The sequence below is a fragment of the Pseudonocardia charpentierae genome, from assembly GCF_031845345.1.
Taxonomy (GTDB): Bacteria; Actinomycetota; Actinomycetes; order Mycobacteriales; family Pseudonocardiaceae; genus Pseudonocardia; species Pseudonocardia charpentierae.
Map to the genome: position 1 here is coordinate 80478 of NZ_JAVREJ010000014.1, position 24251 is coordinate 104728.

Sequence of the window (24251 nt, forward strand, 5' to 3'; positions counted from 1 at the left end):
CAGATCTGGTCACAACACATGAGAAACGGCCCCCGGGATGATCTCCCGAGGGCCGTTTCGGCTGGTAGCGGGGGTAGGATTCGAACCTACGACCTCTGGGTTATGAGCCCAGCGAGCTACCGAGCTGCTCCACCCCGCGCTAGCGCGTGAACGCTGTCTTGCTGTTGTGAGAACGACTTTACACCTCGCGCCGGGGCTGCTGCAGGGGGGGTGCAGATTCACCCGCGGCCCGGCGGTGATCAACGAGAAGGGGACATGAGGCTCGTATCCGAGCCTCATGTCGCCCGTTCGTCGATCTCGATCGGTCAGCCGCCGCCCGTCCCCGCCGGAACAGGAGCGGGGGCCGGGGCCGTCGCGACCTGCTGGTAGCGCTGCACCGCCTGGTCGAGCGCCGACAGGGCCTGCCCCTGCGCCGCGAAGTCGCCGCTCTGCTGCGCAGCCTTGAGCTGGCCGAGGGCCTGCTGGATCGCGGCGGCGGCCGCCGCCTGGTCCGCGCTGGCCGGGTTCGGGGCCGCGACCACCGCGCCCGGCGCGCCTGGCGCTGCCTGCGGCTGCTGTCCCGGCTGGGTGACGGCACTACCCGCACCCGGGCCGAACACGTCTTCCAGCGCGCCTTCGAGGCTCGCGTCGTACCCGACCCGGCCGTTGTAGCTCACCAGCACGCGGGCCAGCACCGGGTACGAGGCGCTCTGCCCCGCCCGTTCGATGTAGACGGGCTCCACGTAGAGCAGACCTCCTGCCACCGGCAGCGTGAGCAGGTTGCCGTACTCGATCGTCGTCTGGTTCTGTCTCAGCAGGTTCAGCTGGGAGCTGACCTCCGGTGAGCCGAGGAACTGGGCCTGCACCTGTTGCGGCCCCAGCGTCTGCGTCTCCGCGGGCAACTCGAGCACGGTGATCTTCCCGTAGCTCGCGGGATCGGAGCTCGCGGTGACGTACGCCGAGAGGAACTGTCGCGCCCGGCTCACCAGCGCACTCGTGAGCTGGAAGGTCGCGCCCTGCTGCCCTGGTAGCCCCGCGAGCAGGTAGTAGGGCGGTTGCGCCGAGCCGGCCGTGCCCGCGGCGCCCTGCACCGTCGGGTCGGACGGGACGTCCCAGAACGACACCGTCGAGAAGAACTCGCCCGGGGTGTCGACGTGGTACTCGGTGAGCAGCTCGCGCTGGACCTTGAACAGGTCCTCCGGGTAGCGGAAGTGCGACCGGAGGCTGTCCGAGATCGCCGAGGCCGGCTTCACGACGTCCGGGAAGGCCGCCGCCCACGTCCGCAGCACCGGGTCCGTCTCGTCGAAGCCGTAGATCGTGACGGTGCCGTCGTAGGCGTCGACGGTGGCCTTCACCGAGTTGCGGATGTAGCTGATCTCCTCGTCGGGCAGCCGCGGGACGCCCTGGAGCGCGGTCGCGGTGGCGTCGCCCAACGACATCTGCTTCGCGTAGGGGTAGTTCGCCAGCGTCGTGTAGCCGTCGACGATCCAGGTGACGCGCCCGTCGACCACGGCCGGGTACGGGTCGGTGTCCAGCGTCAGCCACGGGGCCACCGCCTTGACCCGGTCCGACGGGTTCCGGACGTACATGATCTTCGAGTTGTCGTTGATCGACGCGTTGAACAGGATGTTCCGCTCGCCGTGCACCAGCGAGAACACGAGCCGGTTGAAGAAGTTGCCGAGCGACACCCCGCCACGCCCGTTGTAGGTGTAGCTCTGCGTGTCGGAGTCGTACTCGCGCGGCGGTCCGCCCGGGTCGGCGCCGACGATCGAGTAGTCCGTGATCAGCTCGCCGTAGTAGATCCGCGGCTCGGTGACCCGCAGACCCTCGGGCGCGGACGCGGCGTTGCCGGTGTCGATGCTGGTGAAGCGGGGCAGGCCGCCCTGGCCGCCGGCGTCCTGGAGCTGGGCGTTGACCTCGTTCGCCGGGGCCACCACCATCCCGTTGCCGTGGGTGTAGACGAGGTGCCGGTTGATCCAGTCCTGCTGGTTGTTGACCAGGCCCTCGCTGTTGAGCTCACGCGCCGCGACGATGTAGTCCTGCGTCTGGCCGTTGACCGTGTAGCGGTCGATGTCGAGGTTCTCCGGGAACCCGTAGAAGTTCCGCCGCTGCTGGAACTGCGTGAACGTGTCGCCGAGCTTGCTCGGGTCGAGCAGGCGGATGTTCGGGATCGTGTCGCGGTCCGCCCCGACCTCGGCGGGCGTCGCCTCCGACGTCCCCGCGTAGGGCTGGATGTCGACCTTGTCCTGGGTCAGGCCGAACGCCTGGCGGGTGGCGTCGATGTTGCGCTGGATCGACGGGGCCTCGCGCTCGTTCGCGTTCGGGGCGACGACGAACTGCTGCAGCACCGCGGGCCACGCCGCACCGACGAGCACGCTCGACAGCACCAGCAGCACGACCGCGATCGCGGGGAGCTGCAGGTTGCGGCGGAAGACCGCCACGAAGAACGCCGCCGCGCAGATCACCGAGATGAACAGCAGGATCAGCTTCGCCGGCATGACGGCGTTCAGGTCGGTGTAGGTGGCACCGGTGAACGTCGGGTTGCGCGTCGAGTACAGCAGCTCGTAGCGGTCGAGGTAGTAGGCCACGGCCTTGAGCAGCACGAACACGCCGGCCAGCACGGCCAGGTGGGCGCGCGCGGCGGCGGAGACCTGCCCGGCGCGGCCGGTCAGGCGGATGCCGCCGAACAGGTAGTGGGCGACCAACGCGACGATGAAGCTGATCGTGACCGCGATGAACAGCCAGTCGAGCACCCAGCGGTAGAACGGCAGCTCGAAGGCGTAGAAGCTGATGTCGATGCCGAACTCGGGGTCGGTGACCCCGAAGGCGGTGGAGTGCAGGAACTGCTGCACGGTCTGCCAGTCGCCCTGCGCCGCGAGACCCGCGATCAGGCCGACCAGCACCGGGATGCCGATCCCGAACACCCGCAGCCTCGAGATGATCACCGTGCGGTAGCGGGCGATCGGGTCTTCCGGCCCGGACACGGGGACGAAGACGGGCCGGAACCGGTAGGCGATCCACAGCGCGAGCGCGACGGCCCCGCCGATGAGCACCGCACCGAGCAGGAACTGCAGGACGCGGGTGAAGATGATGGTGGAGAAGACGCTGCGGTAGCCGACCTCGCCGAACCACAGCCAGTCGACGTAGAAGGTGATCAGGCGGGACCCGCCCAGCAGCAGCAGCACGAGGACGCCCGCGGCGATGAGCAGGATCCGGGTACGGCGGTTCAGCGTCGGGGCTCCCACCGGGGGCCGCATGGCCACGGGACACGCTCCAGTGTTCGGGGACTTCTCGTGCGGGCCCGCCTCACGCTGCGCCGACGGCACTCGGCGGTGGCGGGCCCTGGTGTGCCAACTCTACGGACGGCGTGTGGAGTTCCCGTGGGCTGGGCGGAGTTGGGCAAACGGGAGAAATAACCGCTCCGCGCGCCGTCGGCTCAGCAGGATCGGGGTGGGGCGCCGCCGTCGAGCGCCTCCAGCTGGGTGACCGCGTCGCCCAGGCCGGTCACCCGGATCAGCTGCAGGCCCGCGGGCGCGGTGGAGGCGGCCTCGGTGCAGTTCTCGTCCGGCACGAGGAACACCGTCGCCCCGGCGTCGTGGGCGGCGCGCATCTTGAAGGGGATGCCGCCGATCGGCGACACGTCGCCGGCCGCGTCGATCGCGCCGGTCCCGGCGACGAACCGGCCTCCGGTGAGCTCACCCGGCGAGAGCTTGTCGACCACCGCGAGCGCGAACATCAACCCGGCCGAGGGGCCGCCGATGTCGCCGAGGCTGATGCGGATGTCGCCGGCCCGCGGCTCCACGCTGGGCCGCACCCCGAGTAGGCCCTGGGTCCGGTCGGGGCTCGCGGCCAGCGCGACGTCCGCCGTCTGCTCCTGTCCGCCGCGGCGGTAGGTCACGGTCACGTTCTGGCCCGGGGTGGTGCCGGCGAGCGCCTGAGACACCGAGGCGGGCGTGCCGACGGGGCGCCCCGACACGGCGATGATCTCGTCGCCGATCCGCAGCGCGGAGGCGGCCGGGGAGTCCGGGACGACCTCGCCGACGACGACGCGGGTGGGGATCGCCAGCTGCGTCATGGCGGCGAGCTCGGCGTTCGACTCGGAGGTGGCGAACTGCTGGGTGTTCTCGGCACGCACCTGGGCGTCGGTCTTGCCGGGCGGGAAGATCTGCGCTCGGGGCACCACCTGCCGGTCGCCCGACATCCAGGCCCGCAGCATCTGCACGAACGTCAGGCGGTCCGAGACCGCCACCGTAGTCATGTTGAGGTGCCCGGAAGTCGGGAAGGTCGGCAGCCCGTCGACGGTGACGACCGGGGCTCCGCCGACGTCGCCGAGCGTGTCGTAGGTCGGGCCCGGGCCCAGCGCCACCAGCGGGACGGGCGTGCTCGTGCCGAGCACGCACAGCACCGCCGCGAGCAGGGCGGCGGGCAGGAGCGTGCTCGAACGGCCTACCACGGGAGAGCAGCCTAGGCGGCCGCCTGTGCGATCCGCGTACCGTGGGGCCATGACGAACGAGCCGCCGTTCGGGTTCGGCTTCGGGCCGTCCGACCGGGACCCCGACCGCGACCCCGACCGCGAGCCCGACCAGAACCCCTTCGGCTTCGGCGCCGGCTTCCCGGGTCTTCCGGGCGGGATGCCCGGCATGCCGGGAATGCCCGGGATGCCGCCGGGTGGCTTCGACGTGAACCAACTCGGGCAGATGCTCACGCAGCTGGGTCAGATGCTCAGCCAGGCCCAGAACACCGGCGGTGGCCCGGTGAACTACGACCTCGCGGCGAACATCGCGAAGCAGCGCCTGGCGGGGACCACGTCGTCGCTGACCGACGCGCAGCGCTCTGCCGTGCGCGACGCGATCCGGTTGGCCGAGCTCTGGCTCGACCCGGCGACCACGTTCCCGGCCGGCGCCTCCGAGGTGGCCGCGTGGTCGGCGAGCGAGTGGGTGACCGCGAGCCTGCCCACGTGGAAGCGGCTCTGCGACCCGGTCGCCCAGCGCGTGTCCGTGGCCTGGGTCGAGGCGTTGCCCGAGGAGGTCCGCGCAGGTGCCGGGCCGATGCTGGCGATGCTCGGCCAGATGGGCGGCCTCGCGTTCGGCAGCCAGCTCGGAGGCGGACTGGGCCAGCTCGCCGCCGAGGTGCTCAGCTCGACGGACGTCGGTGTGCCCGTCGGCCCGGCCGGCACCGCCGCGCTGCTGCCGGAGAACATCGAGAAGTTCACCGCGGGCCTGGACCGGCCCGCCAGCGAAGTGATGATCTACCTCGCGGCCCGGGAGGCGGCGCACCAGCGGCTGTTCGCCCACGTCGGCTGGCTGCGGGAGCGGCTGCTCGGCACGGTCGAGGAGTACGCGCGGGGCATCACCGTCGACACCTCGCGGATCGAGGAACTGGCCCGCGGCATCGACCCGTCGAACCCTGGCGCCATCGAAGAGGCCATGCAGTCGGGCATGTTCGAGCAGCAGACCACCCCCGCGCAGAAGGCGGCGCTGGCCCGGCTCGAGACACTGCTCGCGCTGATCGAAGGCTGGGTGGACGCCACGGTCGCGGACGCCGTCGGCGACCGGCTGCCCGGTGCGGCGGCACTGCGGGAGACCCTGCGGCGGCGGCGGGCGTCCGGCGGCCCGGCCGAGCAGACGTTCGCGACGATCGTCGGGCTGGAGATGCGGCCGCGCCAGCTACGCAACGCGGCCGAGCTCTGGCGGAGGTTGGGCGAGCTGCGCGGTGTCGCGGGGCGCGACGCGCTGTGGGCGCACCCTGACCTGATCCCGTCGGCCGAAGACCTGGAAGACCCCGCGGCGTTCGTCTCCCGCGAAGAGCTCGGCGACCCGATCGCCGAGCTGGAGAAGACGATGCGCGCGGAGAGCGCGGCGGAGGCCTCGAAGGCGGAGTCCTCGAAGACCGAGGAGTCGGAGTCGTCAGAGCCCGAGTCCCCGGCCGAGGGGTCCGAGGGCGGCGAGGGACCGGCCAAGTCCTGACGGATCGCTGACGAGCGGCACCTTCTTCGAGCTTCAGACGGCGACGGTGCCGCTCGTCGGTGCGTCGGGGTCGGCGTCCGTGGGGACGTCGCCGTCGGTGCCCACCAGGCCGAGTCCGGCCGCGGCCGACAGACCCTCCAGGTAGCCCATGGCGCGCTCCGTGCGCGGGTAGCGGCGGACCCAGGCCCAGAACGCCTTGTCGTGGCCGGGTTCGAGCAGGTGCGCCAGCTCGTGGACGAGCACGTAGTCGACGACCCAGGCCGGCGCGTCGCGCAGGCGCTCGCTGACCCGGATCGTGCCGTCGGCCGGGGTGCACGACGCCCAGCGGGTGCTCATCGTGGGCACCCACCGGACGGTGGTGGGCTCGGCGCGGCCCTCCAGATAGCGACGCGCGAGCTCGACGCTGCGGCGGCGCAGTGCGTCGTCGCCCGTGCGTGCGGGCGAGCGGCGACGAGCCTCGCTGCGTTCGAGCCGGCGCACCATCTCGTCCACCCAGCGCGTCTCCTCCGACTCGCTCATCCAGCCGGGGATGAAGACGATGACCGTGTCGCCCTCGCGCCGGGCACTGACCATCCGGCGACGGCGTTCGCTACGACGGACCTCCACGACAGCGGGCCTGACCACGGACCAAGACTATCCCCGGCCGGTCCGCCCCACGGAGCCGTCGGCGCCGGCCGTCCCGAGTTGTCCACAACCCGGGGCGGCCTGTGGACAGCCGGATGCGACGGAACGCGACGAACGGGATTCTCTGTGCATGACGTGGTCTCCCTCCGCCCTGCCGCGCCGGCTGCGCCTGCCGCCACACCGGTCGCTCCTCCTGCGGGGACCGTCCGCGCGGCTGCTGGGCCTGGATCCGCGGACGGCGCTCGTGGTCGACGACCTGCCGCCGCCGCTGGCACGGATGCTCGACGAGCTGGCCGCGCCGGTGGAGCGAGTGGGCCTGGTGGCCCGGGCGGAGCAACGGGGTGCGGACCGCGACGCGGCCGAGGAGCTGCTCGGGCGGCTGGTCGGCAGCGGAGTGCTCGTGGATGCGGACAGGCCGGACCGGGTGGCCCGGCAGCGTGCGGCGGCGGCCGTGACCGTCGTCGGCGGCGGCCGGCTCGCCGCGGGAATCGCAGCAGGGCTCGGGCTCGCGGGCATCGGCAGCGTGTGGGTCGAGGCCGGCCCGGACGGTCCGGTGCAGGAGTGCGATCTCGGCACGGGTCTGCTCGACGGCGATCGTGGCCGGCCCCGGGCTGAGGCGATCGCCGACGTCGTCCGACGTGTCGCACCGGGCACGAGCGTCGGGCCGCCGCCGGCCCGGGCCGTTCCCGACCTGTGCGTGCTGGCCGACGCCGTCGTCCCGGACCCCTCGCTGCTCGCGGCCCTGCACCGCGACCGGATCGCGCACCTGCCTGTGCGTCTGCGCGACGGCACGGGAGTCGTCGGACCGCTGGTGTTGCCGGGTCGCTCAGCGTGCCTGACGTGCATCGAGCTGCACCGGTGCGGCCGCGATCCCGGCTGGCCGGCCGTCACGGCCCAGCTCGTCGGGCAGCCGGGCCGGGGAGACGCTGCGACGGCGGCCGCCACTGCGGCGTTGGGTGTGGCCCAGGTGCTCGCCGCGCTGGACGCAGCGGCGGGCGGAGCGACGCCCGCGCCGTCGGTGCTCGGCGCCACGCTGGAGATCGACATCGCCTCGGGCGGGCTGCTGCGCCGCGGGTGGCCGGCGCACCCGGACTGCGGGTGTGGTGCACCACCATTCGCGCAGACATGCGGGCCGCGCGCCGAGCGGGGGACAATCATGAGGTGATGACCGCAGCGAGGCCCTCGAAGTGAGTGACATCCCCCGGCGTACAGCAGCACGAACGGCCAAGCTCGCGAGCCTTCCGCTGGGAGTGGCCGGCCGGGCCGCGGCCGGGTGGGGCCGTCGGCTGGCCGGTGGCAACAGCGAGGAGATCTCCGCGCAGATGATGGCGCGCAGCGCCGAGCAGCTGTTCGCCGTACTGGGCGAGCTCAAGGGCGGCGCGATGAAGTTCGGTCAGGCGCTGTCGGTGTTCGAGGCCGCGGTGCCGGACGAGCTGGCGGGCCCGTTCCGCGAGTCGCTGACGAAGCTGCAGCACGCCGCCCCGCCCATGCCGACCCGCGACGTCCACCGGATGCTCGTCGAGCAGTTCGGGCGGCGGTGGTCCGAGCGCTTCCGCGAGTTCGACGAGACGCCCGCCGCGGCCGCCAGCATCGGCCAGGTGCACCGGGCCGTGTGGCACGACGGTCGCGACGTCGCGGTGAAGGTCCAGTACCCAGGTGCCGAGGAGGCGCTGCGGTCGGACCTGCGCCAGCTCTCGCGCATGAGCAGGCTGCTGCAGCCGCTGGTGCCGGGCCAGGACGTCAAGCCGCTGGTCGAGGAGCTGCGCGACCGCATGGAGGAGGAGCTCGACTACCGCGACGAGGCCGCGAACCAGCGAGCGTTCGCCGAGGTGTTCGCCGACGATCCGCTCATCACGGTGCCCCGGGTGGTGGCGTCGGCGCCCCGCGCGATGGTGAGCGAGTGGGTCAGCGGGCGGAAGCTGTCGGACGTGATCGCGAACGGTACGGCGGCGGAGCGGGACCACGCCGGAGCGCTCCTGTCCGAGTTCCACTACTCGGCTCCCGCGCGGTCCGGCCTCCTGCACGCCGATCCGCACCCGGGCAACTTCCAGATCCTGCCCGACGGGCGGCTGCTGGTGCTGGACTTCGGCGCCGTCGCCCGGCTGCCCGACGGTCTGCCGCGCCCGTTGTCGGTGATGACCCGGCTCGCCCTGGAGAACCGGCCGGACGACCTGGTCGGTCTGCTGCGCGGCGAGGGGTTCCTGCTGCCGGGGACGAACGTGACCGGAGCCGACCTCATCGCGTACCTCGCCCCGTTCGCCGAGCCGTTGCGCACCGAGAACTTCCACTTCACCCGCCGCTGGCTGCAGAGCCAGGCGGAGCGGTTGGGCGACATGCGCAGCTCGACCTTCGACATCGGCCGCCGGCTGAACCTGCCGGCGCAGTACCTCCTCGTGCACCGGGTGACGATGGGGACGCTCGGGGTGCTGTGCCAGCTCGACGCCCGGGTGCCGTTGCGCGACATCGTCAACAGGTGGAACCCCGCGACGTTCGTCGACGTCTAGCAGGGAGGCGGCGCGCGGGGGAAATTTCGCAGCGTCCGCCGAGGTTGCGCGGGTCATGGCAACCCAGATCGTGGCCACCACGTTCGGTGGCCCGGAGGTCCTGTCCCCGGTGGAGGTCGAGGTCCCGCAGCCCGGGCCCGGTCAGGTGGTGATCGCGGTGAAGGCCGCGGGCGTCAATCGGGCCGACCACAAGATCGTGTCGGGGATGATGGGGGCGGATCCGGAGCGCCTGCCGTTGCCGGTGGGGCTCGAGGTCGCGGGGGTGGTGACCGCCGTCGGTCCGGACGCGACCGGGCCCGGCGGGCCGATTGCAGTCGGTGACGAGGTCGTGGCGCACCCCGTCAGCGGTGGGTACGCCGAGAGCGTCACCGCTCCCGCGAAGGTGGTCGTGCCGAAGCCACCGGCGCTCGACTGGACGGTCGCGGGGTCGGTCCTGCTCGTCGGCGGCACAGCGGCCCACGCACTGCAGGTCGCCGGGGCGAAGCCCGGCGAGACCCTTCTGGTGCACGGCGCTGCGGGCAGCGTCGGCCAGATCGCCGTCCAGATCGCCGTACAGGACGGGGTCCGGGTGGTCGGGACCGCGGGCGAGTCCAACCACGAGCTGCTGCGCAGCTACGGGGTGATCCCGGTGACGTACGGACCCGGGCTGGCCGACCGGGTCCGCGCCGTCGCGCCCGAAGGGGTGGACGCCGCGATCGACACGATCGGCACGGACGAGGCCGTCGACGTCTCCCTGGAGCTCGTCGCCGACCACAGCCGGATCGTGTCGATCGCGGCGTTCGGGCGGGCCGACAGCGGCATCAAGCTGATCAGCGGGGACGACCCGGAGACGAAGGTCCGGGCGAACTCCTGGCAGCGGCTGTTGCCGGCCGCCGCGGACGGCTCGCTGAAGATCGTCGTTGCCCGCACCTATCCGTTGGCGGAGGCGGCCGGGGCGCTCCAGTTCGTCCGCGACGGTCATGCGGGCGGCAAGGTCGTGCTGCTGCCGTAGGCGGCGGCCATGACGAACGACGACGGCCACCGTGAGGGCGGGATGCGCCCCCACGGTGGCCGTCGCTACATAAGCTGATCCGCACCCGTCGCCCGTTGATGGGATCGCGCCTGCGCTTCGTGGAGCAGTGAGGCGGAACGGGTCATCGGGCGGATCGGCAGTCGCTGAGTGGTCATCGGTGAATCTCCTTCGGGTGTGTGCTCGGGTCGTACGATCAGGCGCCCACGCCGGCCAGCGCCGCCGCGTATGCGGCGTCACGGGCCAGGTCGGCCTTGCTGGGCCGGCCACGTGGCCGCTTGCGCGGGACGACGGCCCCGCGCTCGAAGATCTCACCGCCCCAGACGCCCCAGGGTTCCTCGCGCTGCAGCGCACCGGTCAGACACGCGATCCGGACCGGACAGCCTGCGCAGAGCGCTTTCGCCTGTTCCAGCTCGGCCGGTGACTCGGCGAACCACAGGTCCGCGTCGCCGGAGCGGCAGGGCAGGTCGAGCCCGGCACTTGGAGCCGCGTCGAGCAGGGTGCCCAGCGCACCGGCCTCGGGTTGGTCGCAGGTTCCGCCCTCCAACGGAACCGAACGGATGAACACCGCACTACCTCCTGGTGGGTTGAGTGGACAAAAGAAAGAGGGCCACGGATCCCGGTGAGATCCGTGGCCCTCGAACTTCGGCCTGGGGTGCGCCCTAGCAGGGGCGCCCTCGTGCGGACACACCGATTCCGTTGACGGTCGGGAACGCGTCGAGCGCGACGGAGCACGTACGCTTCCGCTGCCAGCCACGGCGATTCAGTGACACGTCGATCCCGGACACGTGGGTGCCGAGGATCATCACGGTCTGCATCGTGTACTCCATCTCGGCACCTCCTCCAGGAGATCGCTCGTCAGGACGCGCGGATGCGCTCCCTCGGACCACGACAGTAGGGACACCCCGAGGGGTGCACAACCTATTTACGACAGGTTCGCCCGGTCGTCGCCCTCGGCGACGAGAGCGAGGACGGCCTCGCCGTACCGGTCGAGCTTGTTCGCGCCGATCCCGGGTATCGAGACCAGCGCCGACGAGTCGGCCGGACGTTGCTCGGCGATCGCCGTGAGCGTGGCGTCGGTGAATACCACGTACGCCGGCACCTGCTGCTCCTTCGCCGCCGACCGCCGCCAGTCCTTGAGCCGGTCGAGCAGCTCGACGTCGACGTCCGACGGGCAGTCGTCGCACCGACGCACCTTCATCGCCATCGTGCCGAGCAACGGCTTCCCGCACACGCGGCAGCGCGGCTTCGCGCCGCCGGCGGTCCGGCCGCCGGTGGGGACCCGGGCGGCGGGATGCTCGTCGGGGATCAGCCCGTAGAGGAAGCGGCTGCGGCGGCGACGGCGGCTGCCGCCGGGCTGGCGCGACAGGGCCCAGGACAGCGACAGCAGCCGCCGCGCCCGCGTGATCCCGACGTAGAGCAGGCGCCGCTCCTCCTCGATCGCCGCGTCGTCGCCCTCGGCGTGCTGAATGGGCAGCGTGCCGTCGACCAGGCCGACGAGGTACACGGCGTCCCACTCCAGGCCCTTCGCGGCGTGCAGCGACGCCAGCGTGACGCCCTGCACCGTCGGTGGGTGCGCGGCGTCCGCCCGGGCGTCCAGCTCGGCAGAGAACCGGCGCAGGTCCGCCGACGGCTCGACACCGACGAGCTCCTCGGCCAGCTCCACCAGCGCGAGCAGCGACTCCCACTGCGCGCGTTGCGCCGCACCGCCGGGCGGCTCGGCCGTCAGTCCGACGGGTTCCAGGACGGCCCGCACGGCGTCCGGCAGCGCCGCTCCCTCCGGCCCGATTCCTGCCACGCGGACCGCCGTCATCGCCCGCCGCACCTCGGGACGCGAGAAGAAGCGTTCGCCGCCGCGCACCTGGTACGGGATCCCCGCCTCGGTCAGTGCCTGCTCGTAGACCTCCGACTGCGCGTTCACCCGGAACAGCACCGCGATCTCCGCCGCCGGCGTGCCGTCGTCGACCAGGCGCCGGATCGCCCGCGCGACGGCCGCGGCCTCCGCGGGCTCGTCGTCGTACTCCTGGAACCGCGGGTCCGGCCCCGGTGGCAGCTGCCCCACGAGCTGCAGGCGCGTGCCCGCGACCCGGCCCCGCGCGGCGCCGATCAGCGTGTTCGCCGCCGACACGACCTGCGGGGTTGACCGGTAGTCGCGCGTCAGGCGCACCACCACGGCCTCAGGGAACCGGCGCGGGAAGTCGAGCAGATGCCGCGGATCCGCCCCGGCGAAGGTGTAGATCGTCTGGTTGGCGTCGCCGACGACGGTCAGGTCGTCGCGACCGCCGAGCCAGGCGTCGAGCACACGCTGCTGGAGAGCCGTGACGTCCTGGTACTCGTCGACGACGAAGCAGCGGTAGCGGTCGCGGAACTCCTCCGCCACACCGCGGTTCTCCTCCAGCGCCGCCGCGGTGTGCAGCAGCAGGTCGTCGAAGTCGAGCAGCTCGGCGCGGTTCTTGAGCTCCTCGTAGCCGGCGTAGACGGCGGCGACCTGCTCGGCGGGCCCGGGGACGTCGCGGCGCAGCCGGGCGACGGTCGCCGGGTAGTCGCCGGGCGTGACCAGGCTCGCCTTCGCCCACTCGATCTCGCCCGCGAGGTCGCGCAGCGACGCCGCATCCGTTCCCGCACGGGCGCGCGCCGCCGCCTGCCCGACGATCCGCAGCTTGCCCTCGAGGAGCTGCCACTGCTCGCCGCCGACGACCTGCGGCCAGAAGTAGCGGAGCTGGCGCAGCGCCGCGGCGTGGAACGTCCGCGCCTGCACCCCGGAGACGCCCAGCACGCGCAGCCGCGTACGCATCTCGCCCGCGGCGCGGGCGGTGAACGTCACCGCGAGGACCTGCCCCGGTGCGACGTGCCCGGCGCGGACGAGGTGCGCGATCCGGCGGGTGATGGTGCGGGTCTTGCCGGTGCCGGCTCCCGCGAGCACGCACACCGGCCCGCGAGGCGCCGCCACGGCCGCACCCTGCTCGTCGTCCAGACCGGAAGCCGGGTCTTCGGGGGAGCTCACCGGACCATCCTGACACCCCGCACCGACACCCTGTGACGGCTGTCCACAGGGGAAGAACCGGCGCCGCTCAATGGTTGAAAGGTGCATGCCTCAGCTGACGATGTACTCCACCACGTGGTGCGGCTACTGCCGGCGCCTGAAGATCCAGCTCGACGCCGCCGGTGTGACCTACGACGAGGTGAACATCGAGCGCGACGCCGACGCCGCGGCGTTCGTCGAAGGCGTGAACGGCGGAAACCGTACGGTGCCGACCGTGCGCTTCCCCGACGACTCGGCGCTGACGAACCCCTCGCTCGCGCAGGTGACCGCCAAGCTGGATGCCCTCGCCGCGTAGTCCCACGGGTGCTCGCACCCAGGATGTCGGGCTCGTACACAGGTCGTGACCTGGGTACGAGCCCAGTTTCTTGTGTACGAGCGGTCAGGGTGTGGACAACCGGCGAGCCGGCCGCCGAGGTGGCGTCGACGGCTCGTACACAGGACACCGGGCCGGCACACAGGTCGTGACCTGTGTGTCAGTCCGGCGTTCTTGGTGCGAGCGCGCGGTCAGTCGATCGCGGCCCAGGCCTCCAGCATCGCCCGGGCGATCGACACCCCGCCCGGGAGCAGCAGCGGCGATCCCTCTGCGCCTGCCCAGTCGCCGGCGGCCAGGGCCCGCCGCACCTCTGCGCGGGTCACCCACATCGCCTCGGCGATCTCCCCCTCCGCCGGGCGCAGCGGTGCGTCCGCGTCCGCGACCGCCCGGAACCCGACCATGAGCGACCGCGGGAACGGCCAGGCCTGGCTGCCCAGGTACGCGATGTCGCGGACCGGGACGCCGACCTCCTCGTGGATCTCCCGCAGCACGCAGGCCTCGAGCGACTCCCCCGCCTCGACGAACCCCGCGAGCACCGAGAAGCGGCCCTCGGGCCAGACGGGTTGGCGGGCGAGCAGGACCCGGTCGGCGCCGTCGTGCACCAGGCAGATCACCGCCGGGTCGGTGCGGGGGTAGTCCTCGTGGCCGTGGGCCTCGCAGACGCGGTGCCAGCCGGCCGCTTCGGGGTGGGTGGGCGAGCCGTCGCGACCGCAGAACTGTGCGGCGTCGTGCCAGTTCAGTACGGCGACGGCGGTGGTGAGCAGGCCGGCACCGAGCGCGTCGAGCGCGGCACCGGCGGTGCGCAGGTCAGCGCGGTCCACCGGGTCTTCGCCCGGCACCAGCTCGCCGGCGTCGCGGACGGCCCAGTACGCCACGCCGTCCGCCTCGCCCAGCAGCACCGCGTCGTCCGGCGGAACGTCGCCGGTGGTGGGCACCGTGACGAGACGGGCGGTGCCGTCGGTGTCCATCGCCCACGGGCCCTCAGGCCGCCGCCCGGTCCAGGCGACCGGGACACGCCCGGCGGTGTCGACGACCAGCAGCCGCGCCGTGCGCCACCCCGCACGCTGCCGGGCGGTGTCCTTGCGCAACGTCTCGTCGCGGAGCACGGCCGAGCGCGACAGCACGGGCGGCCCGAGCAGGTCGAACCGCACCACCTCGGCGGTGCCGGCCTCCGGTGCACCGGCGGCCACGTCCGTCCGTGGTGTCATGGGAGGTCGACCCCGCCCAAGGCGCGCAGGCCGGGCCCGACGACCTCGGCATCGCCGACGATGACGCCGGTGAACGCGCTCGGCGCGAAGAACTCCCGCGACGCGGCGCCCACCTCCTCGACCGTGACCGCCTCCAGCCGGGCGGGGTGATCACGCAGCCACTGCACGGGGACGTCGTCGGCGGCGAGCGTGGCGAGTGTGGAGCCGAATCCGCCCTGGCTGTCGAGCGAGATCAGCAGCGAGCCGACGGCGTAGCGGCGCGCGGCGTCGATCTCGTCGGCCGTCGGCGGCACCGCGGTCATGCGCCCCAGCTCGTAGCGGGTCTCCAGCAGCGCGGCTGCAGTGACGTCGCTGGCCACGTCCGTCTCGACCGACAGGACCGCACCACCGGGGACGAACTCGGTGCCCGAGTGCGCGCCGTAGGTGTAGCCCTTGTCCTCGCGGATGTTCTCCATCCAGCGCGAGGAGAAGTAGCCGCCGAACACGAGGTTCGCCAGCTGCAGCGCGGCGTAGCGGTCGTCCAGGCGGGGCAGCGCCGGCGCGGACAGCCGCAGCTGCGACTGGACGGACCCGGCACGCGAGACGAGTTCCAGGTTCGACGCCGCCACGGGCGGTGGCGCGGTCAGTCGACGCGCAGGATGCGGGGCCGTCCAGCCGCCGAGGTACTGCTCGATGAGCGCGACCGCGTCGTGCGGGTCGAGGTCGCCGACGAGGGTGAGGATCGCGCCGCCCGGAACGAGGCCGGCGGCTTGCAGTGCGCGGACGTCGGCGGGCTCGACGGCGGCCACGTCCGGACCGGTCGGCATCTCCCGGGCGACGGGGTGGTTGCCGAACCGCTTGCGCTGCAGTGCTTCCCGGGCGATCGTCCGCGGCTGGGCCCGGGCGACGGTGATCCGCTCGACCAGACGCTCGCGCTCGCGCAGCACCTCGGCGTCCGGGTGCTGGGCGTCGGTGAGGACGTCCGCGAGCACGTCGAGGATCGTCGGCAGCCCGACGGCGAGCCCGGACCCGCCGATCTGCAGCCGCTCGGGATCGACCCCGACGCCCAGGTCCGCGCCCACTCCGGCCAGCTCGTCGTCGATCCCGACGCGGTCCCGGCTCGACGTGCCGGTGAGCAGCGTCGCGGTGAGCAGTTCGGCGGCGGCGAGGTGGCGGGAGACCGCGGCGTCGTCGGTCTCCGCCAGACCCGTCGCAACGGCGTCGGGCCCGAACGGGACCCGCAGCCGCAACTCGGCCATCGGCACCCGCGGGTTGCGGGCGACGAGCACCCGCAGGCCGTTGGCCAGCGTGACGTCGAGGACGTCCGGCAGCGGCACCTCACGTGTCGGCCCGAGCGGGGGCAGGGGCCGCGGGCCGGCGGCGGTGCGGCCGATCTCCTCGGCGGTGCGGTGTGCCGGATCGGTGGGCACGGTGACGGTCACGCCTGCTCCTCGGTGGGCTGGGTCCCGGGTTCGACGATGAGCACCGCGCGTCCCTGCCCGCGCAGCGCGGCGGCGGCCTCGCGGACCTGCTCGGACGTGACGGCTGCGAGCCGTTCCGGAAGCTCCAGCGCGAGCTCGGCGCGCCCGTAGAGCAGCTCGCGGGCGCCGAGGCCGAGCATCCGGTACATCACCCGGTCGTCTTCGTGGTGCAGCGCAGCGGACCAGCGCGCGACCTGACGGGCCAGCTCGTCGACGTCCGGCCCGGCGGCCGCCAGCTTGTCGAGCTCCTCGTCGACCGCCGACAGCACCCGGTCCGGGTCCACCGACGGCGGGTGCACGGCGGTGATGGTGAAGGTGTCGGGGTCGCGGGCGTCCAGCGGCCCCATCAGGCCCGCGCTCGCCGAGACGTCCGTGACCAGCCCGTCGACGTGCACCAGCCGGCGCTGCAGACGGGCGGCCTCACCGTCGCCCAGGATCGAGGCGAGCAGCGCGTGGCCGAGGTAGGCGTCGAGCTCCGCGCCGGGGTCGGGCAGTCGGTAGCCGACGGCGAGCGCGGGCAGCGGGGCGTGCGCGTCCGGGCTCACCGCGCGACGCTCGGTGCCGGGCAGCGGCTCCGCGAACGACGGACGGATCGGGGTGGGCCGCGCCGGGATGTCGCCGAAGTGCTTCTCGACCAGCGCGAGCACCCGGTCGACGTCCGCGCCGAGGTACCCGGCGACCGTCACCTGCGCGTTGCCCGGGGCGTAGTAGGTGTCGAAGAACGCCGCGGCATCGTCGAGGGACGCCTGCTCGAGCTCGGTGAAGTCGCCGTAGCCGTTGTGCGCGTTCGGGAACGTGTCGTAGAGGACCGGGGGCAGCAGGATCCAGGGGAAGCCGCCGTAGGGCCGGTTCAGGACGTTGAGCCGGATCTCCTCCTTGACGACGTCGACCTGGTTGCGCAGGTTCTCCGCGGTCAGCTTGGGGGCCCGCAGCCGGTCGGCCTCCAGGAACAGCGCCCGTTCCAGCGCGGCGGCGGGCAGCACCTCGAAGTAGTCGGTGTAGTCCTGGTGCGTGGAGCCGTTGAACACCCCGCCGGAGCCCTGGACGTGCCGGAAGTGGGCGAGCTTCTCCAGGCTCTCGCTGCCCTGGAACATGAGGTGCTCGAACAGGTGCGCGAAGCCGGTGCGGCCCTCGGGCTCGGAGCGGAACCCGACGTCGACGTGGACTGCGACCCCGACGACAGGGGTGTTCGGGTCGGGCGCGAGGAGCACGCGAAGCCCGTTGGAGAGGGTGGCGCGGTGGAGGTCGGGCACGACTCCGACCCTAACCGCCCCCACCGACACCTCGCCGGGCGCGCGGTCAGTCCGGGGGCAGCACCACGAACTGGCGCAGCGACAGGTCCAGGTACGTCACCGGCCCGCGGGGGCCCGGGGTGTGGTCGACGTTGATCCCGGTCTCGGGCAGCCCCAGCAGCTTGTAGCCGTCGAGCAGGCGGGTCGGGGCGTTCCAGAACACGCCGGTGCCCGTGTACGCGTCGATGAACGCCGTCGCTGCCTTCTCGTCCTCGGCGCAGACGGCCGCGGCCAGGCCCGACGTCTCGCGGGCCGCGGTGAGGGCGGCGTCGACGGGGCCGTCGACCTCGGCGACCGTCACGTGCGCCTCGTTGCCGGCGTCCAGCGCCCACTCGTGGCCGAGCCGGTGCGAGTGCGGCGGCAGGCTCGGCGTCAGGTCACGCTCGCGGAGCGCCGCCTGGGCGACGGGCCAGAGCCGGTCGTGCGCGGGACGGTCGATCAGCAGCAGGTTGAGCCGGTTGCAGACGCCGAGCCGGTCCGTGCTGTCGTGCACCATCCGCGCGACGACCTTCTCGTCCGCGCTCGCGTCGAGGTAGAGCACTCCCCCGCCGTCGGCGTGGGCCAGGACGCGGGTGCCCGCGGCGGCACCGAGCGCGGAGAGCCGGCGGGTGACCTCGCCGCTGCCGCGCACGACCACGAGGGGGACGAGGTCGGGCAGGCCGACGAGCGCGTCCGCGCCGGCGTGCCCGGGGGTCGGGACGAGCTGCACCGCGCCGGCGGGGACGCCGTTCTCCCGCAGCGATGGCGCGATCACCAGCTCGACCAGCGCGGTCGCGCTGCCCAGCGCGGCGGACCCGGTGCGTAGCACGGCGGCGCTGCGGGCCTTGAGGACCTGGGAGGCGACGTCGACGGTCACGTTCGGCCGGGCCTCGAACACCGCACCGATCACCCCGACGGGCACCCGGCGCTCGAACACCCGCTCGCCCGACGGCAGGCTGCGGACGAAGTGCTGCAGGGGCGGCTCGGGGGTGTCGGCAAGCACCTCGAGCTGCACGGCCATGTCGGCGAGGCGCTCGGGGGTCAGGCGGAGGCGGTCGAGCAGGCCACCGGTCATGCCGCCGCGCTCGGCGGCGTCGACGTCCGCGGTGTTCGCGGCCAGCAGGTCGTCGGTCCTGTCCCGCAGCGCCGCCGCCATGGTGCGCAGGGCGGCGTCGACAGCCGGTCCACCGGCGGAGCGGACGCCGGGAGCCGCGGCGGCGGCCCGCTGGGCGGCGAGGCGGACGGCGGCGTGCTCGGGGGTCTCGGCGTGGTCGACGGCGGCGGCGGTGCTGGTGCTCACGCCGGCAAGGTTGCCACGTCACGACCTGGACGGGCTCACGCGGACCTCGCAGAGCCCGGGTGCACGTCGCAGGGACTATCACCTCTGCGGAGCGGGCACGGCCTCTGCGAGGTGGGCGACCCGCTACGCCGGCTCCGTGTAGACGATCACGTTGTCGGTGTAGTGGCGGGTCGTCCGGTCGAACCGGCCGGCGCAGGTGATCAGCACCAGACGCGGCGGGCCGCCGTGGGCGAACAGGTCGGCGGGGAGGTCGGCCTTCCCGAGCTGCCGGCGCGCGACGACCCGGTAGGCGAGCGTCCGGCCGTCCGCCCCGCGCAGCTCGACCCGCTCCCCCACGCCCACCTGCCGGAGCACGGCGAACGCTCCCAGCCCGGCTGCGGCCGAGTCGACGTGTCCGGCGAGCACCGTCGTCCCGGACGTGGCGCCGGCCAGCGCGCCCGGGGACCACCACCCGACCGTGGTGGGCGGGTCGGGAACGACGAGGGCGCCGTCGGGAGTGGTGCCGGTGGGGACGACGGGGGCGCTGACGCTCCGGTCGGGCAGCGCGACGGCGACGGGGACCGTGCCGGCGGCGTTCGGGACCGCAGCCGCAGCCGGGACCGCAGCGGCGGCCGGGACCACCCCTGCATCGGCCGCCCCGTCCGGGCCGACCGCGAGCAGCACGCCCGCGGCGATGCACACGACACCGGCGACGGCTGCGGCCCACGTGGCGAGCGACCGGCCCGGATGCAGCGAAAGCGGCGTTCGGTGCGTTGAGTGCACCCAAAGCCGCTTTCGCTGCATCCGCACGCGACGGGTCTACGCCTTCCGGCGCCGCAGGCGCAACGCGGCGGCGAGCAGCAGGGCGCCGAGCCCGACCAGCGCCGCGGGCAGCGCGGGATCCGTATCCGCGGCCTGGCCGCCGGTGCCGGCGTTCACCGAGTTCGGCGTGCCCGCACCGGACGTGGTCGCCGCGTCGCGGATCGCGGCAGTGAGGGCGTCGAGACGCGCCAGTGCGTCCCGCGCGGCGGCCTTCGCCTCGTCGGAGGCGTCCGACGACGACAGCACGGCGTTCGCCGCGGCCCGGCCCTGCTCGACCAGGTCGCCGACGGCCCGCAGCCAGGCCTGGTCGAACGGCTGACCGCTGCGGCCCTGCAGGTCGTTCAGCACACCCTGGATCTGCGCACTTACGTCGTCGGTCAGCGTCAGACCCTGCGCGGTCGCCAGCGTGCGGATCTGCTCGTCGAGCGCCCGGCCCTCGGTCGAGACCCGGTCGGCGAGCGTGCGCAGACCGTCGGTGGTGCCCTTGTCGCTGCCCAGGCCGCCGAGGGCGACCAGGCCGAGCGCCGCCTGGTGGGCCTGCGCGGCCTGGTCGGCCGACAACCCGGACACACCCGACGGCGCCGCCGCCGTCCCGGTGCCTGACCCACCGGCACCGGCGGTGGCGGACGCGCCCGCCGTGCCGCTCGACGCGGTCGTGGCCGCCGGCTGACCCGCGCTGCACGCGCCACCCAGCAGGGCGACGACGGTCAGCGCCGTCGCGAGGAGCAGCCGGGTGGGTGGGACGCTCACGAGATCCTCCAACGAGTCACTATCGGTGACTCATCGTCGCGTCGTCCTCCTCGCAGCGCCTACGCCGACCTGCACTCGCAGCCGGGTCGTGACCCTGCGGTGATCAACGCGACGGCGGGGCGGCGACGTGCACCACCTTCGTGGTGGTCATCTCGTCGAGCAGTTCCGGCCCGTACCCGAAACCCGAGCCGCTCCCCCGGCGCGGCTGCGCGGCACCGCCCGGCGCCCCGCCGAACACGTTGTTGATCTTCACGGTCCCGACCGGCAGCGCCCGCCAGGCGGCCTGCGCGTGCGCCATGTCCGGGGTGAGCACGGTGGCGGCGAGGCCGTAGTCGTCGTGCACCGCCTCGAGCAGCGCGGCGTCGAAGTCCGGGACCACCCGCACCGGGGCGACCGGCCCGAAGGTCTCCTCCCGCATCACCCTCATCTGCGGCGTGCACCCGATCAGCACGGTCGGCGGGTAGTAGGAGCCCTGGCCGTCGGGCACCTCGCCGCCCGTCAGCGTGCGCGCTCCGGCGGCGAGCGCCTCGGTGACGTGGCCGTGCACGTGGTCGCGGTGCCTGCGGTCGACCAGGGGACCGAGCCGCTCCTGCCACGCGGCGGCCTCCGCGGTGAGCGCGGCGAGGAACGGGTCGGCGAGCGCGGCGTGGCAGTAGATCCGCTCGACCGACACGCAGATCTGCCCGGCGTTCGCGAACGCGCCGAGCGCAGCCTGGCTCGCGGCCCACGCCGGGTCGACGCCCTCGTCGACGATCAGCGGGTCGTTGCCGCCGTTCTCCAGCACGGCCTTCGCACCGGTGCGGGCGCAGTCGAGGGCGATCGCCCGGCCGGTCGCGGTGCTGCCGACGTGCGCGACGACGTCGACGTCGCCGGCCGCGAGCTGCGCGCCCACCGAGCCGTCGCCGTCGAGGATCTCCAGCACGCCCTCGGGCAGGTGCGCGGCGAGCAGTTCGGCGAAGCGGCGGCCGGTCAGCGGGCAGCGCTCGCTCGGCTTGTGCACGACGGTGTTGCCGGTGACGAGCGCGGCACCGAGCAGGCCCGCGGCGACGGCGACCGGGTCGTTCCACGGAGTCAGCACGGCGACGACGCCACGCGGGCCGGGCACCATGAAGTCGGTGGCGTCCCAGCTGCCGTGCAGGGTGCGCCCGCGGTGCACCGGCCCCAGCTCGGCGTACTGGACCAGCGTGCCGATCCCGGCATCCACGCCCCCGCGCGCGTCGTCGAACGGCTTGCCCGTCTCACGCTCGTTGCTCGCGGCGAGCTCGTCGGCGGCGTCACGGACGGCCGACGCGGCGGCGTGCAGCGCGGCGGCGCGCTCGGCGGCGGGGGTGCGGGCCCAGCCGACGGCGGCGGCACGCGCCCGGCCCAGCGCCCGTTCCGCCTCCTGCGGCGTGGCGATCGGGACGTGCCCGACCGTCTCGCCGGTGCGCGGGTCCAGCACGGTGATCTCTCGGGTCAGCACGTCGGTCACACCTGCCGCTACCCGTTCGGGACGGTGTTATGCGCGCCGTCGTCGATCGGTGCGACGAACGCCGTCAGGAGCGAGACCGGCGTGGTGCGGGGGCCGACGGCGGCGGGACGACCGGGCCGATGTCGCCGTCCGGCGCAGTGTCGAGGTCGACGATCACCGGCGCGTGGTCGCTGGGGCCCTTGCCTTTGCGCGCCTTGCGATCGATCCACACCGCGGCCACCCGCCCGGCGGGGTCCGCACCGGCGAGAACCAGGTCGATGCGCATCCCGAGGTCCTGGTGGAAGCGGCCGGCGCGGTAGTCCCAGTAGGTGAAGACGCGGGGGTCCGGCCAGCGGTCGCGGACCACGTCGCGCAGGCCCAGCCCGGTCAGCTCGGCCAGCGCCTTGCGCTCGGCGGGAGTGACGTGGGTGGACGTGACGAACAGCGCCGGGTCCCAGACGTCGTCGTCGGTGGGGGCGATGTTCATGTCGCCGGCGACGATCGCGGTCGCGGGGTCGGTGACCGACGCCCGCAGCGCGGCGAGCCAGTCGAGCTTGTAGAGGTAGTGCGGGTCGTCCGGGCTGCGGCCGTTGGGGACGTAGACCGAGGTGACGCGCAGGCCGCCGCAGGTCGCGGTGACCGCGCGGGCGTCGGGCGGGGAGTCGGCGGCCGGGAACCGCGGCTCGTCGGGCAGGCCTCGGACGACGTCGTCGAGCCCGACGCGGGAGAGCAGCGCGACCCCGTTCCACTGCCCCTGGCCGTGGTGCGCGACGGCGTACCCGCGCTCGGCCAGTGAGGCGCCGAGGGCGTCGGCGAACGCCTCGTCGGAGAGCTTGGTCTCCTGCAGGCAGACGACGTCCGGGGCGCGCTCGTCGAGCCAGGGCAGCAGCCGGGGCAGCCGGGCCAGGACGGAGTTCACGTTCCACGTCGCCACGCGCACGCGGGCGACGCTACCCCGGGGTCAGTCCGACTCCGGGGCCGAGGCCTTGCGGACGTAGAGCAGGCGGTCGCCCTGCTCCAGGGCGTCGACCGCGGACGCGTCGACCCGGTACAGCTGCTCGTCGCGCACGACCCCGAGGACGATGTCGGTCAGGTGCCGCGGCGACCCGCCGACCTCCGACTCGTCGACCTCGCGCTCGCTGATCGCGAACCCGGCGTCCGGGGTCAGCAGGTCCTCGACGACCTCGACGACGCTCGGGGTGGTCGTCGCCATCCCCAGCAGCCGCCCGGCCGTCTCCGCCGACACCACCACCGAGCTGGCGCCCGACTGGCGCAGCAGGTGCACGTTCTCCGACTCCCGCACCGACGCCACGATCCGCACGTTCGGCGACAGCTCGCGGGCCGTCAGCGTGACGAGGACCGCGGTGTCGTCGCGGTTGACCGCCACCACCAGCGCAGACGCCTGCATCACCCCGGCGATCCGCAGCACGCTCGAGCGGGTCGCGTTGCCGGTCACCGTCACCAGGCCCAGCCCGGACGCGGCGTCGAGGTTGGCGCGGTCCGTGTCGACGACGACGATGTCGGTCGGTTCGGCGCCGTCGCCGAGCAGCGTCTCGACGGCGGCCCGGCCCTTGGTGCCGTAGCCGACGACGATCGTGTGGTCACGCACGCGGGACCTCCAGCGCGAAATGCGGAACGACTGCCGGGAGCGCTCGGTGAGCAGCTCGACGGTGGTGCCGACCAGGACGATGAGGAACAGCAGCCGCAGCGGCGTGATCACCAGCGTGGTGATCAGCCGGGCTTGCGGGGAGACCGGGACGATGTCGCCGTAGCCGGTGGTGGAGAGCGACACCGTCGCGTAGTAGAAGGCGTCGTTGAACGAGATCGGGCTGTCGCTGCTGTTGTCGGTGTAGCCCTTGCCGCCGAGCCAGACGATCAGCGCGGCGAGGAAGAGCGAGCCCAGTGCGACGGCGAGCCGCTGCAGCAGCGACACGACCGGCGCCTCGGCAGCCGCCGGCATGCGGATGAGCCCGACCAGCGACGGGTCGGCCAACGAACGGCCGCGCCTCGAGGCGTTCACCTGCCGGGACTCCACGTGCGGACCCTAACCTCGCCGGCCCCACCCCGTCCGGGTCGGGGCGGTTCCGCGTCGTCGTCCGGAAGGCCACCTTCAGGACCTCTCACGCCCTGAAGGTGGCCTTGCTGACACGACGGGGCACGCTGCGGGCATGCGATCCCGCTACCCCGGCGCCACGGCACTCGCCGCCACGCTCACCACCACCGGCGTGCTGCACCTGGTCGCACCGGCTCCCCTCGACCGGATCGTCCCCCGCTCGCTACCCGGCACGCCCCGGTTCTGGACGCTCGCCTCGGGGATCGCGGAGCTCGGCGTCGCCGCCGCGATCGCCGCCCCGCGCACTCGACGGCTCGGAGCAGCGGGGGCCGCCGGCCTGTTCGTCGCCGTCTTCCCCGCGAACGTGAAGATGGCCCGCGACTGGTCGGACCGCCCGCTGCCGGCGCGAGCCGTCGCCTGGGCGCGGCTGCCGCTGCAGCTCCCGCTGATCGGCTGGGCGCTCGCGGTCCGCCGCCACGGCTGATCCCCGTCCGCGCCACTGTCCGGTTAGGGTGCCCCC

General features: G+C 73.5%; 20 protein-coding genes and 1 tRNA gene. 6 read left to right on the top strand and 15 right to left on the bottom strand.

Going from position 1 to position 24251, the window contains the following annotated elements; genetic code table 11:
* Positions 1–62: 62 nt before the first annotated feature.
* From RM445_RS19545 to RM445_RS19555, 3 genes are all read right to left on the bottom strand, one after another.
* Positions 63–139, bottom strand: a tRNA-Met gene (locus tag RM445_RS19545).
* A gap of 166 nt (positions 140–305) precedes the next feature.
* Positions 306–3236 (bottom strand): UPF0182 family protein, encoded by a 2931-nt coding sequence (locus tag RM445_RS19550; protein ID WP_311558276.1) that lies wholly within the window; start codon positions 3234–3236, stop codon positions 306–308.
* A 179-nt stretch (positions 3237–3415) separates the two neighbouring features.
* Positions 3416–4432, bottom strand: a complete 1017-nt coding sequence (locus RM445_RS19555; RefSeq protein WP_311558150.1) for a YlbL family protein — start codon at positions 4430–4432, stop codon at positions 3416–3418.
* A 49-nt stretch (positions 4433–4481) separates the two neighbouring features.
* Between RM445_RS19555 and RM445_RS19560 the strand changes: the two genes are divergently transcribed.
* On the top strand, positions 4482–5945 hold the full coding sequence (locus RM445_RS19560) for a zinc-dependent metalloprotease (protein ID WP_311558151.1): 1464 nt from the start codon (positions 4482–4484) through the stop codon (positions 5943–5945).
* 33 nt (positions 5946–5978) lie between these two features.
* Here the strand turns inward: RM445_RS19560 and RM445_RS19565 are convergent, their stop codons facing one another.
* Positions 5979–6518 (bottom strand): M48 metallopeptidase family protein, encoded by a 540-nt coding sequence (locus RM445_RS19565; protein WP_311558277.1) that lies wholly within the window; start codon positions 6516–6518, stop codon positions 5979–5981.
* 181 nt (positions 6519–6699) lie between these two features.
* On the opposite strand from RM445_RS19565, the gene RM445_RS19570 reads away from it, so the two are divergent.
* Genes RM445_RS19570 through RM445_RS19580 form a run of 3 tightly spaced genes read left to right on the top strand, consistent with a single transcriptional unit; the run spans position 6700 to position 10064 of the window.
* Positions 6700–7734: a ubiquitin-activating E1 family protein gene (locus RM445_RS19570; RefSeq protein ID WP_311558152.1), complete on the top strand. Its 1035-nt coding sequence runs from the start codon at positions 6700–6702 to the stop codon at positions 7732–7734.
* 22 nt (positions 7735–7756) lie between these two features.
* Positions 7757–9073: an ABC1 kinase family protein gene (locus tag RM445_RS19575; protein WP_311558153.1), complete on the top strand. Its 1317-nt coding sequence runs from the start codon at positions 7757–7759 to the stop codon at positions 9071–9073.
* Between the two features lie 55 nt (positions 9074–9128).
* Positions 9129–10064: a quinone oxidoreductase family protein gene (locus RM445_RS19580; RefSeq protein WP_311558155.1), complete on the top strand. Its 936-nt coding sequence runs from the start codon at positions 9129–9131 to the stop codon at positions 10062–10064.
* A 214-nt stretch (positions 10065–10278) separates the two neighbouring features.
* Here the strand turns inward: RM445_RS19580 and RM445_RS19585 are convergent, their stop codons facing one another.
* Both RM445_RS19585 and RM445_RS19590 read right to left on the bottom strand, forming a co-directional pair.
* Entirely contained in the window at positions 10279–10650 is a 372-nt protein-coding gene (locus RM445_RS19585) for a WhiB family transcriptional regulator (protein ID WP_311558156.1), read from the bottom strand.
* Between the two features lie 357 nt (positions 10651–11007).
* Positions 11008–13086 (bottom strand): ATP-dependent DNA helicase UvrD2, encoded by a 2079-nt coding sequence (locus tag RM445_RS19590; RefSeq protein WP_311558157.1) that lies wholly within the window; start codon positions 13084–13086, stop codon positions 11008–11010.
* A gap of 85 nt (positions 13087–13171) precedes the next feature.
* Here RM445_RS19590 and RM445_RS19595 point away from each other — a divergent pair, with 85 nt between their 5' ends.
* A complete protein-coding gene (locus tag RM445_RS19595; RefSeq protein WP_311558158.1) occupies positions 13172–13420 on the top strand; it encodes a mycoredoxin in 249 nt (82 codons plus the stop codon).
* Positions 13421–13629: 209 nt separating this feature from the next.
* On the opposite strand, the gene nudC is transcribed toward RM445_RS19595, so the two are convergent.
* The 9 genes from nudC to RM445_RS19640 all read right to left on the bottom strand — a co-directional run bounded on the left by nudC (position 13630) and on the right by RM445_RS19640 (position 23638).
* On the bottom strand, positions 13630–14646 hold the full coding sequence (nudC, locus tag RM445_RS19600; protein WP_311558159.1) for an NAD(+) diphosphatase: 1017 nt from the start codon (positions 14644–14646) through the stop codon (positions 13630–13632).
* Positions 14643–16067, bottom strand: coding sequence for a M16 family metallopeptidase (locus RM445_RS19605; RefSeq protein WP_311558160.1), 1425 nt, complete (start codon positions 16065–16067; stop codon positions 14643–14645). The genes nudC and RM445_RS19605 overlap by 4 nt, the downstream gene beginning before the upstream one ends.
* Entirely contained in the window at positions 16064–17359 is a 1296-nt protein-coding gene (locus RM445_RS19610) for a M16 family metallopeptidase (protein ID WP_311558161.1), read from the bottom strand. The genes RM445_RS19605 and RM445_RS19610 overlap by 4 nt, the downstream gene beginning before the upstream one ends.
* A 46-nt stretch (positions 17360–17405) precedes the next feature.
* On the bottom strand, positions 17406–18677 hold the full coding sequence (locus RM445_RS19615) for an aldehyde dehydrogenase family protein (protein WP_311558163.1): 1272 nt from the start codon (positions 18675–18677) through the stop codon (positions 17406–17408).
* Between the two features lie 123 nt (positions 18678–18800).
* Positions 18801–19358 carry a class F sortase gene (locus RM445_RS19620; RefSeq protein WP_311558164.1) on the bottom strand — a complete coding sequence of 186 codons (558 nt, stop codon included), beginning with the start codon at positions 19356–19358 and terminating at the stop codon, positions 18801–18803.
* 117 nt (positions 19359–19475) lie between these two features.
* Positions 19476–20228, bottom strand: a complete 753-nt coding sequence (locus RM445_RS19625; protein ID WP_311558166.1) for a DUF4142 domain-containing protein — start codon at positions 20226–20228, stop codon at positions 19476–19478.
* 103 nt (positions 20229–20331) lie between these two features.
* Positions 20332–21690: an aldehyde dehydrogenase family protein gene (locus RM445_RS19630; RefSeq protein WP_397469365.1), complete on the bottom strand. Its 1359-nt coding sequence runs from the start codon at positions 21688–21690 to the stop codon at positions 20332–20334.
* A 73-nt stretch (positions 21691–21763) separates the two neighbouring features.
* Positions 21764–22618, bottom strand: a complete 855-nt coding sequence (locus RM445_RS19635) for an exodeoxyribonuclease III (RefSeq protein ID WP_311558168.1) — start codon at positions 22616–22618, stop codon at positions 21764–21766.
* Positions 22619–22639: 21 nt separating this feature from the next.
* Positions 22640–23638, bottom strand: coding sequence for a potassium channel family protein (locus RM445_RS19640; protein ID WP_311558278.1), 999 nt, complete (start codon positions 23636–23638; stop codon positions 22640–22642).
* Positions 23639–23846: 208 nt separating this feature from the next.
* Between RM445_RS19640 and RM445_RS19645 the strand changes: the two genes are divergently transcribed.
* Positions 23847–24215 carry a DoxX family protein gene (locus RM445_RS19645; protein WP_311558169.1) on the top strand — a complete coding sequence of 123 codons (369 nt, stop codon included), beginning with the start codon at positions 23847–23849 and terminating at the stop codon, positions 24213–24215.
* Positions 24216–24251 lie beyond the last annotated feature (36 nt).

Bases quoted from the DNA above. Each gene is read 5' to 3' on its own strand.
- RM445_RS19595 (WP_311558158.1), top strand. From the start codon at position 13,172: ATGCCTCAGCTGACGATGTACTCCACCACGTGGTGCGGCTACTGCCGG.
- RM445_RS19640 (WP_311558278.1), bottom strand. From the start codon at position 23,638: ATGCCGGCGGCTGCCGAGGCGCCGGTCGTGTCGCTGCTGCAGCGGCTC.
- RM445_RS19645 (WP_311558169.1), top strand. From the start codon at position 23,847: ATGCGATCCCGCTACCCCGGCGCCACGGCACTCGCCGCCACGCTCACC.
- RM445_RS19580 (WP_311558155.1), top strand. From the start codon at position 9,129: ATGGCAACCCAGATCGTGGCCACCACGTTCGGTGGCCCGGAGGTCCTG.
- RM445_RS19570 (WP_311558152.1), top strand. From the start codon at position 6,700: ATGACGTGGTCTCCCTCCGCCCTGCCGCGCCGGCTGCGCCTGCCGCCA.
- RM445_RS19560 (WP_311558151.1), top strand. From the start codon at position 4,482: ATGACGAACGAGCCGCCGTTCGGGTTCGGCTTCGGGCCGTCCGACCGG.
- RM445_RS19550 (WP_311558276.1), bottom strand. From the start codon at position 3,236: ATGCGGCCCCCGGTGGGAGCCCCGACGCTGAACCGCCGTACCCGGATC.
- RM445_RS19565 (WP_311558277.1), bottom strand. From the start codon at position 6,518: ATGGTCAGTGCCCGGCGCGAGGGCGACACGGTCATCGTCTTCATCCCC.
- nudC (WP_311558159.1), bottom strand. From the start codon at position 14,646: ATGACACCACGGACGGACGTGGCCGCCGGTGCACCGGAGGCCGGCACC.